This window comes from Saccharothrix longispora (assembly GCF_030852425.1).
GTDB lineage: Bacteria > Actinomycetota > Actinomycetes > Mycobacteriales > Pseudonocardiaceae > Actinosynnema > Actinosynnema longispora.
In genome coordinates this window covers 274,245-290,382 of sequence record NZ_NSDM01000010.1, presented here as the reverse complement: position 1 = coordinate 290,382, position 16,138 = coordinate 274,245, and the positions used below count along the sequence as shown (strand labels likewise).

The following is a 16,138-nucleotide window of genomic DNA, read 5'->3' as shown; positions in this document are numbered from 1 at the left end:
CACCCGAACGGATGACCGCGTCCGCGTGCGCCGCACGACCCCGCCGAGGCGGCCTGCGGACCCGGTCGGCATCCCGTACGTTCCGGGCAGTCGACTTCCGGTCGGAGGAGTGGCCCGTGGTCGTTCGCGGTGACGTGGACACCCCCGACGGGGGTGCCGGGCGCCCGGCGCCCGACTGGCAGGGGTGGGTGGCGTGCGTCGCCGCGGTCGGGGGGTTCGCCCTGTGCCTGCTCGGCCGGCACGCCGGCGGCGGCGCGTTCTCGGTGCCGTGGGCACCCAGCCTGGACCTGCGGTTGAGCTTCGCGCTCGACGGCCTCGCCGTGCTCTACGGCCTGCTGGCCACCGGTGTCGGCGCGCTCGTCTTCGCCTACGGCACCCGTTACCTGACCCTGCACCTGGAGCACGAGCGCCGCGCGGCGGTGGAGCGGTGGCGGTTCTGGCCGTGGATGGCGTTGTTCGCGGTGGCGATGGTGGGGTTGGCGACCGCGCAGGACCTGGTGCTGGTGTTCGTCTTCTTCGACCTGACGGCGGTGTGCTCGTACTTCCTCATCGGCTTCGACCGGTCGAAGCGGGCGGCGCGCACGGCGGCGTTGATGGCGCTGCTGGTCACGGTGGTCGCCGCGGTGGCGATGCTGGTCGGCGCGGTGCTGCTCCACGCGGCGCACGGGACGTTCTCGATCCCGGAGCTGCTGGAGCGGGCGGACGGGTCGGCGACCACCACCCTGGCGGGCGCGTCGCTGGCGGTGGCCGCGTTGGCCAAGAGCGCGCAGGTACCGCTGCACTTCTGGCTGCCGAGGGCGATGGCGGCGCCGACCCCGGTGTCGGCCTACCTGCACTCGGCGGCGATGGTCGCGGCGGGCGTGCTGGTGATCGGCCGCGTGCACCCGCTGCTGGCGCGCAGCGAGGCGGTGCTGACGGGGCTGCTGGTCGTGGGCGCGTCGTCGGTGGTGGTGGGCGGGGTGCTGGCGCTGCGGCAGGACGTGCTCAAGCAGGTCCTGGCGTACTCCACGATCTCGCAGTACGGCTACGTGGTCGTGTTGTACGGGGTGGGCGGGGCCGAGGGCAACGGCGCGGCGGCGTTCTACGTGCTGGCTCATGGCGTGGCCAAGAGCGCACTGTTCATGACCGCCGGGGCGGTGACGATGGCGACCGGCGAGGACCGGTTGTCCCGGCTGGGCGGGCTCGGGCGCCGCGCCCCGGTGCTCGCGGTGGCGGCCGGCGCGGCGTCGGCGACGCTGGCGGCGCTGCCGCTGACGATCGGGTTCTTCAAGGACGAACTGCTGTTCACCGCGGCGCTGGCGCACGGTCCGCCGACCTCGGTGCTGGCGGTCGTCGCGGCGACCCTGACGTTCGCCTACGTCGGGCGCTTCTGGGCGGGCCTGTTCCTCGGTCCGCCGCGCGGGCGGGTCGACGGGATGTCCGGTCTGCTCGTCGCCCCGGTCGTGGTCCTGGCGGCGGTCGCGGTGTTCGGGGGTGTGGTGGTGGAACCGTTCGCGCGGCTGGCCTCCGACGCGGCCGGCGTCTCGGCCGGCGGGCCGGTGGCGCTCTCCCCCGCCTACCACCTCGACGCCCGGCCGGAGAACCTGATGGCGGTGGCGGCGTGGGTGCTGGGCGGCCTGCTGCTGGCCCTGCCGCGGGTGGCGGACCGGGTGGCGCCGGCCGTGGCCGCGGCGGGAGAGCGGTGGGGGCCGCGCCGGGCCTACGAGGCGGCGCTGCACGGGCTGGGCCGCCTGTCGGCCGCGCTGCACGACCGTGAGGTGCGGGACCTGCGCACCAGCATCGCCGCGGTGCTGGTGCCGGCGGGGGTGCTGATCGGGTTGGCGTTCGCCGCCACGCCCACCGCCGGCGCGTACGTCGTCGGCGCGGTGGTGGGCGCCGACTGGCTGATCCTGCCGCTGCTGGCGGTGGTGGTCATCGCGACCGTGCTGATCGCCAGGGCCCGGTCGCGGGTGGCCGTGGCGCTCGCGCTGGCGGTGGTCGGTTTCGCGCTGGCGGCGGTGTACGCGCTGGTCGGCGCCCCGGACGTGGCGCTGGTCGCGGTCGTGGTGGAGACCATGCTGACACTGGTCTTCGTCGCGGCGCTGGCGCGGATGCCCAGCGAGGACCCGGTGCGCGACCCGGTCGTCCCGGTCCGCCCCGGCCGGCGCCGGCGCGACCTGCCGGCCGGTGGCGTCGCCGGGCTGGCCGTCCTCGTGTCGGTGTGGGGTTTCCTGTCCCAGCCCGCGGCGGACAGCGTGTCGGCGGAGCACGTCCGGCTCACCCCGGACGCGCACGGCGGCGACGTGGTCACGGTGATCGTCGCCGACTTCCGCGGCCTGGACACGCTGGTCGAGATCACGGTGCTGCTGGTCGCGGTGGTCGGCGTGGCCACCCTGATGCGGCGGGGGAGGTTGTGGTGAGCGCGCGGGAGGAGCACGTCCCGCCGGACTCGGTGGTGCGGGTCGTCGCCCGGCTGCTGCCCGGACCGAGCCTGATGGTCGCCGCCGCCCTGATCGCGAAGGGGTACGCCGAGGTGGGCGACGGGTTCGCCGCCGGGGTGATCGTCGCGCTGGCGGTCGCGTTGGTCTACGTGGCGCTGGGCGCCGAGGGCGCGGAGGCGGCGCTGCCGGTTCTGCGCCACGCCCCGGAGCTCGCGGTCGGCGGCCTGCTGCTGGCGCTGGCGACCGGGTTCTTCCCGCTCGCGCTCGGCGAGCCGCCGGTGAGCCACCGGCCCGCGCCGGGCGAGCACGTCGTGAAGGTGGGCGCGCTGGAGCTGTTCACCCCGCTGCTGCTCGACCTCGGGGTGTTCCTGCTGGTGGTCGGCGTGCTGACGACGTTGCTGCACCAGCTCGGGCGACCGCCGGGGGTGGGCGGGCGGTGATCCTCGCCTTCGCGCTCGCCGCCGCCGTGCTGTTCGGTTCGGGCGCCTACCTGCTGCTCAAGCGCGACCTGGTCCGGATGGTCGCGGGCATCATGCTGATCTCGCAGAGCGCCGTCGTCACGATCATCGCCGCGAGCCTGGGCCGGGGGCGGGCGGCGATCGGGGTGGGGCCGGGCGACGAGGTGAGCGACCCGCTGCCGCAGGCGCTGGCGCTGACCGCGCTGGTCATCGGGCTGGCCACGGTGGCGCTGCTGCTCGCCCTGGTGCACCGGGCGATCGTGGTGTTCCGGACCGCCGAGCAGGACGAGCTGGCCGCGACGGAGGCCGAGCACGAGGCCGGGCTGGAACGGGAGCGGCAGGCCGACCTGGAGGAGACCGGGACCGGCGAGGAGGCGGAAACCCGCGTGGGGACGGAGCCCCGCGCGCGGGGTGAGCGCGGGCGGGACCGCTGATGCTGCTGTCGACGGCCCTCCTCGTGCCCTGGGTGACGGGCGCCGTGCTGGTCGCGCTGGACGGCCGCCGGCGGGTCGTCGCCTGGCTCGCGGTCGCCTCGCTCGCCGCCACCCTCGCCGTGCTGGGCGTGCTCGCCGCCGACGTGTTCACCGAGGGCGCCCGGGAGGTCGTCACCGGTGGCCGGCCGGCCGGCGTGGGCATCGTGCTGCGGGCGGACGCCCTGGGTGTCGTGTTCGCGTCGCTCTCGGTCCTCGTGCTGCTGGCGGCGGCGGCCCACGAGGCCCTGGGCGGGGTGCGGTCGCGGACCTTCCCGGGCCTGGTCGTGCTGCTCGGGGCCGGGTTGACCGGCCTGTTCGTCACGGCCGATGTGTTCTCCTTCTACGTCTTCTTCGAGTTGGCGATGACCGCCTCGTACCCGCTGAGCGCCTACGGGGGCAAGCGGCGGCAGCTGCGGGCGGCCGTGGTGTTCACCGCGGTCAACCTGCTGGGATCGTTCATCTTCCTGCTGTCCGTGGCCGGCGCCTACCGGGTGACCGGGGCGCTGGCGATGGACCGGGTGGCCGAGCAGATGCCCACCGTCACCCCCAACGCGGCGCTCCTGATCGCGGCGGGTTTCTTCATCGCGTTCAGCGTCAAGCTCGGCCTGTTCCCCTTCCACTTCTGGCTGCCCACCGTCTACGCCGGGGCCCGGCCGGCGGTCGCGGCGATCCTCAGCGGCGCCGTGGCGAACATCGGCGCGTACGGCCTGCTGCGCTTCGGCGCGGACCTGTTCCCCGAGCAGTTGCGGCACGCCGGCGTCGCGCTGGTCGTCCTGGGCGCGGCGTCGATCGTCTACGGCGGGGTGCTGGCGGTGGCGCGGGGCGACGCGGCGGAGATGCTGGCCTACTCGGCGATCGGACAGGTCGGGTACGTGCTGGTGGCGCTGGGCGTGGGCGGGTCGGTCGGCCTGACCGCCGCCGTGCTCTACAGCGTGGTCAACTCGTTGAACAAGGCGCTGCTGTTCCTGGTCTCGGGGATGCGGGGCGCACTGGTCGCGGCCGCGTTCGCGGTGGGGGCGCTCAGCGTGGCGGGCGTGCCGCCGGCGGCGGGGTTCGTCGGCAAGCTGGAGCTGTTCCGCACCGGGGTCGTGGCCGGCAGCGTCGCCCTCGTGGTGCTGCTCCTGGTCGGCGGCGCGCTGTCGCTGGTCTACCTGTTCCAGGTCTACCAGCGCCGCTTCTGGCGTCCGGACCCGTCGGCGACCGGTGCGGCGAGCCCGTTGCCGCAGCGGCTGTCCGCGGCGGTGCTGGCGCTGGTCGTGCTCGCCGTCGGGCTGTGGCCGGAGCCGCTGCTGGTGATCGGCGGCCACGCGGTCGACGCCCTGCTGGCCGTGGACACCCCATGACGACGGAGGTCGGATGATCGCCCTGCTGCTGCGCGTGCTCGTGCTCACCTCGGTGTACCTGCTGGCGTTGACGAGCCTGCACCCCGGGGACGTCCTGGTCGGGCTCGTCCTGTCGAGCGCGCTCGTGGTCGTGGCCAGACGGGTCCGCCCGCACGAACCGCTGCCGCCGCGCGCGGAGCTGGGTCGTCGGCTCGCGGGTGTGCCCGCCCTGGTCGGCGGGACGCTGGTGGACCTGGCGGTGGGCACGTGGCGCACCGCGGCCTGCCTCGTGGGCCGCGGTCCTTCGGCGGCGGGGCTGGTGGAGGTCCCGATCCCCCGCGGAGGACCGGCCTCGGCGGCGGCCTGGGGGGTGCGGGTCGGCTTCGTGCCGGACACCGTCGTCGTCGAGGTCGACGAGGAGCGCGGCCGGATGCTGCTGCACGTGCTCGACGCGCGCGACCCCGACGCCGTGGTAGCCGGGCAGCTCGACTCCTACCGGCGGCGGCAGCGCCGCGTCCTCCCCTGACCGCCATGCCCGCCTTCATCGTGGTCCCCGCCCTGTTCTGGGTGACGCTGCTGCTGGTCGGCGGCGGCCTGGCCCTGGTGCGCGCCCGCGACGTGCTCCAGCGCGTCGTCGCGCTCGACCTGCTGGCGGTGATCGTCATCGCGCTGCTGGCCCTGCTGTCCTGCCTGCGAGGGCAGGCGTACTACTTCGACGCCGCCGTGGCGCTCGCCCTGCTGTCCTTCGTCGCCACCGTGGCGACGGCCCGCTACCTCGGCTCCGGGGGTCCGTTCGGATGATCTCGATCCTGCTCGACGTGCTCGGCGGCGCTCTGCTGCTGATCGGCCTGGTGCTGCTCACGATCAGCCTCGCCGGCGTGCTGCGCCTGACCGACACCTACGTCCAGCTGCACGCCCAGGGCCTGGCCACCGGACCGGGGGTGATCGCCGTCCTGGCATCCTCGATCGCGACCGAGGACGCGACGATCATCACCTTCGCCGTGCTCGCGATCGTGTTCGTCGCGCTCACCTCGCCGGTGTCCGCGCACGCCATCGCCCGCGCCGCGCACCGCCGCGACGGCCGCGACGCGCGCGGGACCCACCCGGGGCCGGGGTGACGGCGAGGGCGGGGACCGGGTGTGAGGGGCGCCCCGGTCGTGGCCGCGGACCGGGTCGTCCGGCTACGTGCCGGCGTGCGCGTCGTGGGCGCGCTTGAGCAGGGTCACCAGCTTCTCCTCTTCCCGGATGCGGGCCCGGTACTTCTCGGGGAGCTGCTTGAGCGTGGCCTCCTCGGCGAGCAGCACGGCGAAGATTTCGGCGCGGCGCGCGGGGTCCACCTCGATGTCGAGGTACTCGACGGCGTGGCGCCGGGCGGAGGCGATCACGTTCTGCGCCCGGCCCCACGGGCTGGTCATGGACGCGACGACGGTGACGACGAGGACGCCGATGATCACGCTCAGGGACAGCGGGGTGCTGATCTCGACCACGTCGACCGGCTGCCCGTCGTTGATGAAGGGCACGTTGTTCTCGTGCAGGGCGTGCAGGACGAGCTTCACGCCGATGAACCCGAGGATCACGGCCAGCCCGTAGGCGAGGTAGACGAGCCGGTTGAGCAGCCCGTCGATGAGGAAGTACAGCTGGCGCAACCCCAGCAGCGAGAACGCGGTGGCGGTGAACACGAGGTAGACGTTCTGCGTGAGCCCGAAGATCGCCGGGATGGAGTCCAGCGCGAACAGGATGTCCGTGCCGCCGATGGCGATCATGACCAGCAGCATCGGCGTCATGGCCCGCTTGCCGCCCACGGTGGTGAACAGCTTGTCGCCGTCATAGGTGTCGGTGGTGCGGACCAGTTTCCGGGCGAGCCGGATCACGACGTTGTCCGCCGAGCGGCTGTCCTCGCCCGACGGCTTGAGCAGGTTGCCGGCGGTGAGCAGCAGGATCAGGCCGAAGACGTAGAAGACCCAGGCGAACATGTCGATGAGGGCGGCGCCGAGCAGGATGAACCCGGTGCGGGCGATCAGGGAGAAGACGATCCCGAACAGCAGGACCTTCTGCTGGTCGGCGCGGGGCACCTTGAAGCTCGACATGATGATCAGGAAGACGAAGAGGTTGTCCACCGACAGCGCCTTCTCCGTCACGTACCCGGCGAAGTACTCCGTCCCCATCGCCGAGCCGCCGAAGACGAACACGGCGACCCCGAAGAGGAGGGCGATCCCCACGTAGAGGGTCGACCACACCGCCGCCTCGCGCAGGGTGGGCACGTGCGCCTTGCGCACGTGGACCAGGAAGTCGAACAACAGCAGGCCGACGATCCCGGCGACCGTGAGCCACCAGACGACTTGGGGCACATCCACTGGCTCTCGTCCGCCCTTTCCGCACCGACGTTGTGGCCCAGAGGACCACAGGGCGTCGTCACCCGCAACCGCACGGGCCGCCGACCACCGGGCGGGCCGTCGTCGGGCCGGAGTGCCCGGCCGGGGCGCGGCCCGTCACGGCCTTCCGGCGCGGTCCGCCCCCGGCGGCGGGTGCGGTCACTCGCGGCGCTCGTGCCGGGCGGTGGTGTCGGGGAGGTCGCGGACCAGCCAGACCAGTGCCGCGATGACGGCGTAGGGCAGCGCGCCCACCGGCGATCCCGCCAGCAGCACGAGGACGGCGACGCCCGCCGCGAGGACGACGATCACGGAGCTGATCCGGGGGCGCGTCGGCCGTGCCGCCGGGGCGGCCTCGTCGAGGGCCCGGAAGGACCGCCCGAAGTCGGGGTCGCCGGCGGTCAGCCGACGTTGGGTCTCGAGCAGGGTGTCCTGTTCGCGCTCGCTGAGCACATCCACCTCCTGGGTACGGCCGGGCAACCGACGTGACGGCGCGACGCCCGACGACCCCGAGGGGTCAGCCCGCGGCGACGGTGCGGCGGGTGCCGTGGTGCCGACGTCCGGCCGTGGTGCCGCGGGCGGATCGCGGGCGCCGGGCGCGCGGTGTCCGGGCGGCCGCGTACGCCGCCAGTTCGTGCTGCGGGATCGTACCGGGGTCGAGGCCGTCGACGGGGGTGAGGTGCTGCCGGCAACCGAGGCACCACCGCGTCGTGGGGATGGTGCGCAGCAGGCGGAGCGGGATGTCCTCCCGGCAACCGCGGCAGCGGCCGTAGTCGCCGGTCTCGACGAGCGCGAGCGCGATGTCGACGTCCAGCAGCGCCTGACGGGCCGCGTCGGCCACCGCGAGGGCGACCTCGCGACGTGCCGCGTCGCCTGCCGGGGCCGCGGACGAGCGGGCGAGTCCGACCAACTGCTCGAGCCGGAACCGGCGCTGCCGCTCCAGTGCCGCCCGCAGCCCGGGCAGGTGGTCGGAGGGACGGCCCCCTGACGCGCCGCCGCGTTCCGCACCTGTCATGACCACCTCCACGCCGTGCCGTCCGTTGCCGTCCTGAGTCCAGGATGACGCCGACGGCACGCGAAGGCTTGTCCGGAACGGACAACCCGGGCCGGCCCCTTTGTCGCTCCCCCACAACACCCCTTGCCGCGCCACGGAAAGCCGCGACCAGGCGTCAGCGCAGGCGTTGCAGGTAGCCGTTGTCCAGCAACCACAGCACGTCCAGCCGCTCCGGCGCGCCCGGCACGAGCGCGCCGCGCAACTGGTACTGCACGCCGCCACCGGCCTGGCCGAACCACGGCGCGATCGGACCCGCGTCGACCTCGAAGTCCGCGGTGACGCGGTAGACGTGGTAGTTGCAGTCCTCCGCCGGGACGCCGACGAGGTTCTGCGGCGGGATGGAGCGGCTGGTGTAGCGCAGCCCCCGAGGGGCGAGGAAGGCGCCGTACTCGCTGCCGTAGCGGTCGACCAGCTCACCCTCCGCCAACGGCTCCCGCCACGTGATCGGCTCGCCGGACGGGTCCAGCTCGTACCCGTCCCGCGGCGGGTAGCGCCACGACCCCGCCGCGTCGTCGTAGTAGGTCGACAGGAACTCCTCCTCGCCGAGGGACCCGGTGCGGCTGTAGCCGACCAGTTGCCGGCCGACCTCGCCGAACACGGGCAGCCGCTCCGGCCCGAGCCTGCGGTCGTCGTGGTACAGCTCGGCGGAGCACTCGGCGGGGTCGGCCGGCGCCGCGTGGGCGGGAGGGGCCGACGCCAGGGCCGTCGCCAACAGGACTGCCGACAGGACGGTGGTGAACCTGCGCACCGGAGGACCTCCTCGCGCTCGACGGCCGGACCCCGGGGACGCTAGCGCCGTCCCACCCCGCGGCCGCAGGCGCCGACGGCGGGTTCACCCGACCGTCCACCCGGGACAACCCCGTCGAGTGCACCGCCACCCCCGGACAGGACAGGTCACGCCCCCGCGGAACGCCCCTCGACGAACACCGAGCGGGTCGCGCGCAACGACGCCAGCAGCTCCAGCCGGTCCGCGTCGGCACTGCCCGGCTCGGCCGTGAAGACCAGCATCACCGGACCGGGGTTGCCGGGCAGCGGGTAGGTGTCCCGGTCCAGGACGACGTCCCCCACCTCCGGGACCCGGAAGGTCTTGGTGCCGCTGACCGACTCGCGCACGTCGTGCCGCGCCCACAGCCGCCGGAACTCGGCGCTGCGGATGCTCAACTCGCCCACGACCGCCGCGGCCCGGGGATGGGTGGGGTCGGCGGCGACGGCGGCGCGCATCATGCCGATGTAGTCCAACGCCTGCCGCTCCCAGTCCGGACAGCTCCGCTCCCCGGTCACCGCGTCGTCGAACAGCAGCAGCAGCATGTTGAGCCGGTCGGGCGAGCGGTCGCCCGGGTCGCCGAGCAACGCCTCCGCCACCGGGTTCCAGTCGAGCACGTCGAGGTGCCTGCCCAGCACGACCGCCGGGGTGTCCACGACCCGCAACAACCGACGCGTGCTCTCCGGCACCCGCTCCGGAGCGCGGTCCACCCGGCCGGGCACCGGACGACGAGCGGCACGGGCCAGCGCGAACAGGTGCCGGCACTCCTCCTCGTCGAGCCCCAGCGCGCCGGCGATCGCCTCCAGGACGTCGTCGGACGGGCGCACCTCCCGCCCCTGCTCGATCCGCTGGTAGTAGTCGGTGCTCAACCCGGCCAGCAGCGCCAACTCCTCCCGCCGCAACCCACTGACCCTGCGCCGCCCACCCGGCTCCAGACCGACCTCGTGCGGACGCAGCCGGCCGCGCCGGGCGCGGAGGAAATCACCGAGCTCACGGGCGTACGGGTGACCACTGCTCATGCCCCGAGTCTCCCCCTCCCCCGCCCACCCCGGGTAGGTCTGCCACACCCCGGCAACCGAGACCGACCCAACCCGCCCGAACCGCCCCTAGCGTCGTCGGCGCACCACACCGACACCCCGGGAGCAGCAGATGACCACGTGGACCGCCGATCACATCCCCGACCAGCACGGCCGCACCGCCGTCGTGACCGGCGCGAACTCGGGCCTCGGCCTCGTCACCGCCACCGAACTCGCCCGCCGCGGCGCCCACGTCGTCCTCGCCGTCCGCGACACCACCGCCGGCCGGCGGGCCGCCCGCGACATCGGCGGCGACCTCGACGTGCGCGAACTCGACCTGGCCTCCCTCGACTCGGTACGCGCCTTCGCCGCGAAGCTCACCGCCGACCACCCGTCGATCGACCTGCTGGTCAACAACGCCGGCGTCGTCCTGCTCGGCCCGCGCCGCACCTCCGCCGACGGCTTCGAACTGCACCTCGCCACCAACGCGCTCGGCCACTTCGCACTGACCGGCCTCCTGCTCGACACCCTCGCCGCGGCACCGCGGGCCCGCGTCGTCAGCCTCAGCTCCATCACCCACAAGACCGCCCACCTCGACTTCGACGACCTCATGTCCGAACACGGCTACCGCGCCGCCACCGCCTACGGCCGCTCCAAGCTCGCCACCACCGTCTTCGGCCTCGAACTCGACCGCCGACTGCGCGCCACCGGATCACCCGTCACCAGCGTCCTCGCCCACCCCGGCCTCACCCGCACCAACCTGACCCCACGGGCCTGGGCGCACCAGGGCCGGCGCGGACGACTCATCGCCCGCGCCGGCCTCGTCCTCACCCAACCCGCGCGACAGGGCGCACTGCCCCAACTGCGCGCCGCCACCGACCCCGAGGTGCGCGGCGGGCGGTTCCTCGGACCGTCCAGGCTCTGGGAGACACGAGGCCCCGTCACCGACGCCCGACTCAGCCGGGAAGCCGCCGACCCCGCCGTCGGCAGACGACTCTGACCGGCGTCGACCACCCCTGACACCGACCACCCCTGACACCGACCAGCCCCGACCCCCGCCCCACCGGCCGCGCGGACGACAACGCCCGCGCGGCCACCGGCGTCACCGCCCGACAGGCACACCATCCGCCACCGAACCGACCACCGACACACCCGGCACCCCCGGCGTGAGCGGCACGAGGTCGAAGCGGACCCGCTCCACCGACTCCACCTCCGCATCCGGCGCCGTCAGCACGAACACCTCCTTGTCCGACTCCCCCGCCCGGAAGTACGCCGTCACCGACACCCCCGTGCTCGACAACGCCCGCGACGGCAACGGCTCCTCCCGGGAAACCCGCTGCCGGAACCACACCTCGTCGACATCCGTCGTCGACAACTCCACCCCCTCCGGCGCGACCGCCCGCCCCTGGACCGTGAAGTTCGAATCCGCCACCGACGACAACGCCACCCGCCAGACCAGGGTCCCGCCCTCCACGACCTCATCGGTCACCGGCGTGGCCACGATCGTCGGCGGCGGATCGTCGTTCGGCACCGTCAACCTGTCCACGTGACGACCCACCACCACCCCCCGCACGGCCTTCACCAGCACCGAACGCCTCACGTCGAAGCTCCACCGGGTATTGCCCACCACCCGCACCGGAACCTCGACCACCCGCTGCCCCGGCCCGACCACCACCACCTGCTCCACGTACCCCGCGCCACCCGCCTCCTGCACGAACACCCGCACCGCACCCGCACCGCCACCCGTGACCGACACCGGGAACCCCACCGTCCGCGTCCCCGAGTCCCCTTCCTCCACGGTCAACGCACCCACGTCCACCCGCGGCAGCGCCACCGGACGCGGATCGGGCAACCCCGGCGCCCAACCATGGGCGTCGACCAACCACGCCTGCCCCGAACCACCACGCGGCACCAACTCCAACCCCGCCACGCGACGCAGGTCCACCCCGCGCGACGGCAACGGCACACGCACCTCCTGCGCCCAGTTCGCCGACAACCGCGCCGTGGCCGGCAACCCGTCCACCACCACCGACCCCAACACCGCACGACGACCCGCCGCATCGGTCACCGCCACGTCGAAGCGGCTCCCCCCGGTGTTCGGCGGCACCGCCAACCTCAACGCCAACTCCCGCGACCCCGCCAACGACACCGGCGCACCCGGCCGCACCGTCCCCACCTCCCCGTCCGCGGCCCACCGCAACGCCACCGCGAACCGCCCCGACTCCGGCACGATCCGGTTGAACCGCACGAAGTGCGGCGACGGACGACCCACCGCCGGATCGACGCACGCCACCGCCGGATCAGCCGACACCTGCGCGCACACCCGCGCCGACCCACCCGCCGACGTCACCTCGTCCGGCACCACGAACGCCGACCGCGCACCACCCACCGCGTGCGCCAACACCCGCACCGGATCAGCCGACGGCGCACGAACCCCCGACCCGTCGAGCAACGGCAACACCCGCCGATCCCCCGACACGAACAACCGCGCCGCCGCCGCCACGTACGTCGCACCCGCCACCTGCTGCTGCTCGGCCGTCAACCGCGTCGCCGTCCCCGGCGAACACACCGCGTCCACCCACGACACCGGGAAATCATCCGACGCCGGAGCCTCCGCCTGCCCCGGCGTCCACTCCGCGTTGAAGAAGTTGTGGTTCGCGCCCACGAAGTACAACGCGCTGTGCAACGCCGCCCCCCGGCTCACACCCCGCGTCCCGTCCACGAACAACTGCCCCTGCAGATCCGACACGTCCCCGTCACAACCCGGCAGGATCGTCACCGACGGCACGTCCGGCGCCGGGTTGTGCCCGAAGATCGTCGGACCGATCAACACCGTCCCCCGCACGGTCCACCGCACCGGACCGTCGAACCCACCACCCGGCGGCGGCGGCGCGACGCTGTCGACCGCCGCCCGGTTCACCCCCTCACCACCGCGCGAATGCCCCACCAGCAACACGTTGTCCAGATCCGCCACCGGCGCGGCGCGAACCACCTCCGGCGCGGAACCCCGACCGGAACCCGCCCACTCCGCCCACTTCGCCAAGTGCGCGCGCACCAACGCCGACCGCGCCCCCGCACCCGCCTCCACGTCCAACACGTCGTGCGCGTTGACCGCGTTCGCCGACACCGACACCGTCACGTACCCCTGCGACGCGAGCAACCGCTGCGCCCGGAGGTACCCGCGATGACTCGGCACCGGCTTCGCGGACACCGGGCAAGGCCACTCCAACAGCACCACGGCCCCCTCGTAGCAGGTGGCGTGCCGACCGTGCAGGAACAACGCCAACGGACGCCGCCCCGGCGCGTCGACCGGCGCGACGACCACGCCCTCCACCTCCAGCGGAACCGGATAACCCGGCACCGCGACCGGGTCCAGCGCGTACTCCCCCGTCCGCGTCGAGAACCGACCGGGCCTGCCCGGATCGACCTCCCCCGCGGGCGACAACGCCGGCAACACCGCATCCACCGCGGCCGACGGCGGCGCGGGCTCCTCGACGTCCAACCGCCGGCCCGACAGCCGCACCTCGAGCCCGTCCACACCACCCACCGACACCGCGTCCAAGGTGTACGTGCGCAGGTCGGCGGACGGCCGCGGCACCCCCAGGAACCGGTCGCCGTCCCAGAACTCGACCGCGGCGCCACCCGGCGGCACCGGCGCGGACGCCGTCCACGCCAGCCGCCCACCACCGACCGACCACCCCGGCTGCGACTGCGACGGCGACGGCGACCCCGGCGGCGACCCCGGCGGCTGCCCCACCCGAGCCGTCGCCGTGCTGGGAGCCGCCAGGGCCGCCACCACCAACACGGGTAACAAGAGTCCCATCGAGCGCATGCGCGATCCCCTCCCGAACCGACCGACGGCCGACCAGTTCTAGCGAGGGCGGACACCGCGCAACAAGGGTTTCCGAAACTGTTGCGGCCCCACGGCCACAACACTTCCCGAAGGTCCCTCCCGCCCCCTACCCCCAGGGACTGGTGGCCTGGAGCACCGCCTCGCTCAGCGCGACCGTCCGCAGACGGGTGACCTCCTGGTACTCCGGATCGGCGACCATCCGCGCGAACGCCGCCCGATCGGGGTAGCGCACCACGACCACCGCGTCCCAGCTCTGCCCGTCCTCCGCGACCAGCACCGTGGACCCGGTGCCCGCGTACAACACCTCAGCCCCGTAACGGGGCAGGAACGTCCTGGTCAGGTGGCGCGCGTACTCCCGGTAGGACTCGACACCGCCCTCGGCGAAACGCAGCAGGTTCAGCATCACCACCGGCCCACCCGGGTCCTCGACGAGCAGTCGTTTCAGGTCGGCGCCACGCGGGTCAACAGCCATGCGCCCGATCATGACCTCCTCCCCCGCTCACCGCATCGGTGCGTCCACCGGTGTGAAAATCTTTCGTCTACACTGAAGTCACCAACCTCTTCCACGCCGCTGACGACGGCGCGCGGCCGATCGTGTTTCGCCTGGAGTGGAAACCGGCCCCGCATCCCGGCGCCCACGTCAGGATGGCCGCATGACGGACATCATCTCCCCCCACCGGAAGCACCCCCGCGCACCCGGCCCCGGGCCGGAGCCGTTGTGGCGTGAAGTGCTGGGCCGGAGCCTGCGCGCGGCCAGGGAGGAGCGCGGCAGCCGCCTCGTCGACATCGCCGAGCGGGCCGGGCTCTCGCCGCAGTACCTGTCGGAGATCGAACGCGGCCGCAAGGAGCCCTCCAGCGAGATGATCGCCGCGGTCACCGGCGCGCTCGGCCTCGACCTGGCGGACCTGCTCACCGGGATCGCGGGGGACGTCCGGCGGCACCGGGGCACGGGCCCCGCGCTCGGACGACGCCCCGCGGGACCCGTGCTCATGGCCGCCTGAGACCCCGCGGTGTCAGGCCCGGTGTTCGAGGACGTGGTCCGCCAGCCCGTAGCCGACCGCCTCCGCCGCGCCGAACACCCGGTCCCGGTCGGTGTCGTGCCGCAGCTGCGCGACGGCGCGACCGGTGTGCAGCGAGAGGATCTCCTCCAGCTGGGTGCGCACCCGCACGACCTCGTCGGCCTGGAGGATGAGGTCGGGGATGGTCCCCCGGCCGCGCGCCGCGGGCTGGTGCAGCACCACCCGGGTGTGGGGCAGCACGAAGCGGTGGCCGGGCGCGCCCGCGGCGAGCAGCACCGCACCGGCCGCGACCGCCTGGCCGACGCACGTCGTCGCCACCGGCGCCTTGATGTAGCGCATGGTGTCGTAGAGCGCGAGCATCGCGGACGGGTCGCCGCCCTCGCTGTTGACGTAGAGGTTGATCTCGCGGTCCGGGTTGTCCGCCTCCAGGTGCAGCAGCTGGGCGATCAGCGCGTTGGCCACGCCCGAGTCGATCGCGGTGCCGAGGTAGACGATCCGCTCGGACAGCAGGTGCGAGTAGACGTCCATGACCCGCTCGCCGCCGATACCGCGGGTGATGACGTTGGGGATGGTGTAGGTGCTCACGCGCGCGCTCCCGTCGCCGAACCGAGCCCCAGTTCGTGCGTGCGCACGGGGACGACCTGGTCGAGGCTGTCGACGACGTGGTCGATGAAGCCGTAGTCGCGCGCCTGCGCGGTGGTGAACCAGCGGTCGTGCAGGGAGTCGGCGAAGATCCGGTCGATCGACTGGCCGGTGTCCTGCGCGATGATCCCGAGCACGGTGTCGCGGGTGTGGCGCAGGTCGTCCGCCTGCACCTCCACCTCGACGGCCGATCCGCCGATCCCCGCCGAGCCCTGGTGCATCAGGATGCGGGCGTGCGGGAGGGCGAAGCGCTTGCCCGGTGTGCCCGCGGACAGCAGGAACTGCCCGGCGCTGCACGCCAGCCCCAGCGCGAACGTGGCCACGTCGCACGGCACGAGCCGCATCACGTCGCGGATGGCCAGCATCGCCGGGACCGAACCGCCCGGCGAGTGGATCCACAGCGCGATGTCCTCGCCGGGGTCCTCACCGGCCAGGGAGAGCATCTGGGTGGCGAGCACCGTCCCGTTGTCGTCGTCGAGCGCGCCGTCGAGGACCAGCACCCGTTGGCCGAGGAACCGTTCCCGGAGCCGGTGGTCGAACAGCGGCCGCTTCTCGTTGTCGGTCATGCCCCGACGATGCCGGTGCGCCGCCGCGGTCCGCCGGTCCCGCTGCCGTGGGCGGATCGGCTCTCGGCAGGGGCGGTCGTCCGCCGTGCCGGCGACGGCGGGGAACGGGCACCGGGGACGGGCGCCGGGGACGGGCGCCGGCCGGATCGGGGGAACCGGCGCCGATCCGGCCGGCATCACCGG

General features: G+C 73.8%; 18 protein-coding genes. 9 read left to right on the top strand and 9 right to left on the bottom strand.

Features of this window, described 5'->3' with window-relative positions; all coding sequences use genetic code 11:
- Window positions 1–116: 116 nt before the first annotated feature.
- The 7 genes from mbhE to CKY47_RS23600 are packed head-to-tail and all read left to right on the top strand — an operon-like array spanning window position 117 to window position 5,791.
- Window positions 117–2,399: a hydrogen gas-evolving membrane-bound hydrogenase subunit E gene (gene mbhE / locus CKY47_RS23630; protein WP_306748198.1), complete on the top strand. Its 2,283-nt coding sequence runs from the start codon at window positions 117–119 to the stop codon at window positions 2,397–2,399.
- Window positions 2,396–2,860, top strand: coding sequence for an MnhB domain-containing protein (locus tag CKY47_RS23625; protein ID WP_306748197.1), 465 nt, complete (start codon window positions 2,396–2,398; stop codon window positions 2,858–2,860). The genes mbhE and CKY47_RS23625 overlap by 4 nt, the downstream gene beginning before the upstream one ends.
- Entirely contained in the window at window positions 2,857–3,312 is a 456-nt protein-coding gene (locus CKY47_RS23620; protein ID WP_306748196.1) for an NADH-quinone oxidoreductase subunit K, read from the top strand. The genes CKY47_RS23625 and CKY47_RS23620 overlap by 4 nt, the downstream gene beginning before the upstream one ends.
- Window positions 3,312–4,694, top strand: a complete 1,383-nt coding sequence (locus CKY47_RS23615; protein ID WP_306748195.1) for a complex I subunit 5 family protein — start codon at window positions 3,312–3,314, stop codon at window positions 4,692–4,694. The genes CKY47_RS23620 and CKY47_RS23615 overlap by 1 nt, the downstream gene beginning before the upstream one ends.
- Window positions 4,695–4,707: 13 nt before the next feature.
- Window positions 4,708–5,199, top strand: coding sequence for a Na+/H+ antiporter subunit E (locus CKY47_RS23610; RefSeq protein ID WP_306748193.1), 492 nt, complete (start codon window positions 4,708–4,710; stop codon window positions 5,197–5,199).
- 5 nt (window positions 5,200–5,204) lie between these two features.
- On the top strand, window positions 5,205–5,474 hold the full coding sequence (locus CKY47_RS23605; RefSeq protein WP_306748191.1) for an MrpF/PhaF family protein: 270 nt from the start codon (window positions 5,205–5,207) through the stop codon (window positions 5,472–5,474).
- Window positions 5,471–5,791 (top strand): monovalent cation/H(+) antiporter subunit G, encoded by a 321-nt coding sequence (locus tag CKY47_RS23600; protein WP_306748189.1) that lies wholly within the window; start codon window positions 5,471–5,473, stop codon window positions 5,789–5,791. Before CKY47_RS23605 ends, CKY47_RS23600 begins: the two co-directional genes overlap by 4 nt.
- 63 nt (window positions 5,792–5,854) lie before the next feature.
- Here the strand turns inward: CKY47_RS23600 and CKY47_RS23595 are convergent, their stop codons facing one another.
- The 5 genes from CKY47_RS23595 to CKY47_RS23575 form a co-directional block, all read right to left on the bottom strand.
- Window positions 5,855–7,027, bottom strand: coding sequence for a TerC family protein (locus CKY47_RS23595; RefSeq protein ID WP_306748188.1), 1,173 nt, complete (start codon window positions 7,025–7,027; stop codon window positions 5,855–5,857).
- 177 nt (window positions 7,028–7,204) lie between these two features.
- The gene (locus CKY47_RS23590) at window positions 7,205–7,501 is read right to left on the bottom strand and encodes a DUF3040 domain-containing protein (protein WP_306748187.1); all 297 of its coding nucleotides are present in this window, start codon (window positions 7,499–7,501) and stop codon (window positions 7,205–7,207) included.
- A 58-nt stretch (window positions 7,502–7,559) separates the two neighbouring features.
- Entirely contained in the window at window positions 7,560–8,057 is a 498-nt protein-coding gene (locus tag CKY47_RS23585) for a TraR/DksA family transcriptional regulator (RefSeq protein ID WP_306748186.1), read from the bottom strand.
- 154 nt (window positions 8,058–8,211) lie between these two features.
- Window positions 8,212–8,844, bottom strand: coding sequence for a TNT domain-containing protein (locus CKY47_RS23580; protein WP_306748185.1), 633 nt, complete (start codon window positions 8,842–8,844; stop codon window positions 8,212–8,214).
- Between the two features lie 146 nt (window positions 8,845–8,990).
- Window positions 8,991–9,878 carry a helix-turn-helix domain-containing protein gene (locus CKY47_RS23575; protein WP_306748184.1) on the bottom strand — a complete coding sequence of 296 codons (888 nt, stop codon included), beginning with the start codon at window positions 9,876–9,878 and terminating at the stop codon, window positions 8,991–8,993.
- A 130-nt stretch (window positions 9,879–10,008) separates the two neighbouring features.
- Between CKY47_RS23575 and CKY47_RS23570 the strand changes: the two genes are divergently transcribed.
- Window positions 10,009–10,875: an oxidoreductase gene (locus CKY47_RS23570; RefSeq protein ID WP_306748183.1), complete on the top strand. Its 867-nt coding sequence runs from the start codon at window positions 10,009–10,011 to the stop codon at window positions 10,873–10,875.
- Between the two features lie 102 nt (window positions 10,876–10,977).
- On the opposite strand, the gene CKY47_RS23565 is transcribed toward CKY47_RS23570, so the two are convergent.
- Both CKY47_RS23565 and CKY47_RS23560 read right to left on the bottom strand, forming a co-directional pair.
- Window positions 10,978–13,707 (bottom strand): hypothetical protein, encoded by a 2,730-nt coding sequence (locus tag CKY47_RS23565; RefSeq protein WP_306748182.1) that lies wholly within the window; start codon window positions 13,705–13,707, stop codon window positions 10,978–10,980.
- 127 nt (window positions 13,708–13,834) lie between these two features.
- On the bottom strand, window positions 13,835–14,200 hold the full coding sequence (locus tag CKY47_RS23560; RefSeq protein WP_306748181.1) for a DUF1330 domain-containing protein: 366 nt from the start codon (window positions 14,198–14,200) through the stop codon (window positions 13,835–13,837).
- A 181-nt stretch (window positions 14,201–14,381) separates the two neighbouring features.
- On the opposite strand from CKY47_RS23560, the gene CKY47_RS23555 reads away from it, so the two are divergent.
- On the top strand, window positions 14,382–14,729 hold the full coding sequence (locus CKY47_RS23555) for a helix-turn-helix domain-containing protein (RefSeq protein WP_306748180.1): 348 nt from the start codon (window positions 14,382–14,384) through the stop codon (window positions 14,727–14,729).
- Between the two features lie 12 nt (window positions 14,730–14,741).
- Here the strand turns inward: CKY47_RS23555 and CKY47_RS23550 are convergent, their stop codons facing one another.
- Complete coding sequence (locus CKY47_RS23550) at window positions 14,742–15,332, bottom strand: ClpP family protease (protein ID WP_306748179.1); 591 nt, start codon at window positions 15,330–15,332, stop codon at window positions 14,742–14,744.
- Window positions 15,329–15,955 (bottom strand): ClpP family protease, encoded by a 627-nt coding sequence (locus CKY47_RS23545; RefSeq protein ID WP_306748178.1) that lies wholly within the window; start codon window positions 15,953–15,955, stop codon window positions 15,329–15,331. The genes CKY47_RS23550 and CKY47_RS23545 overlap by 4 nt, the downstream gene beginning before the upstream one ends.
- Between the last annotated feature and the right edge of the window lie 183 nt (window positions 15,956–16,138).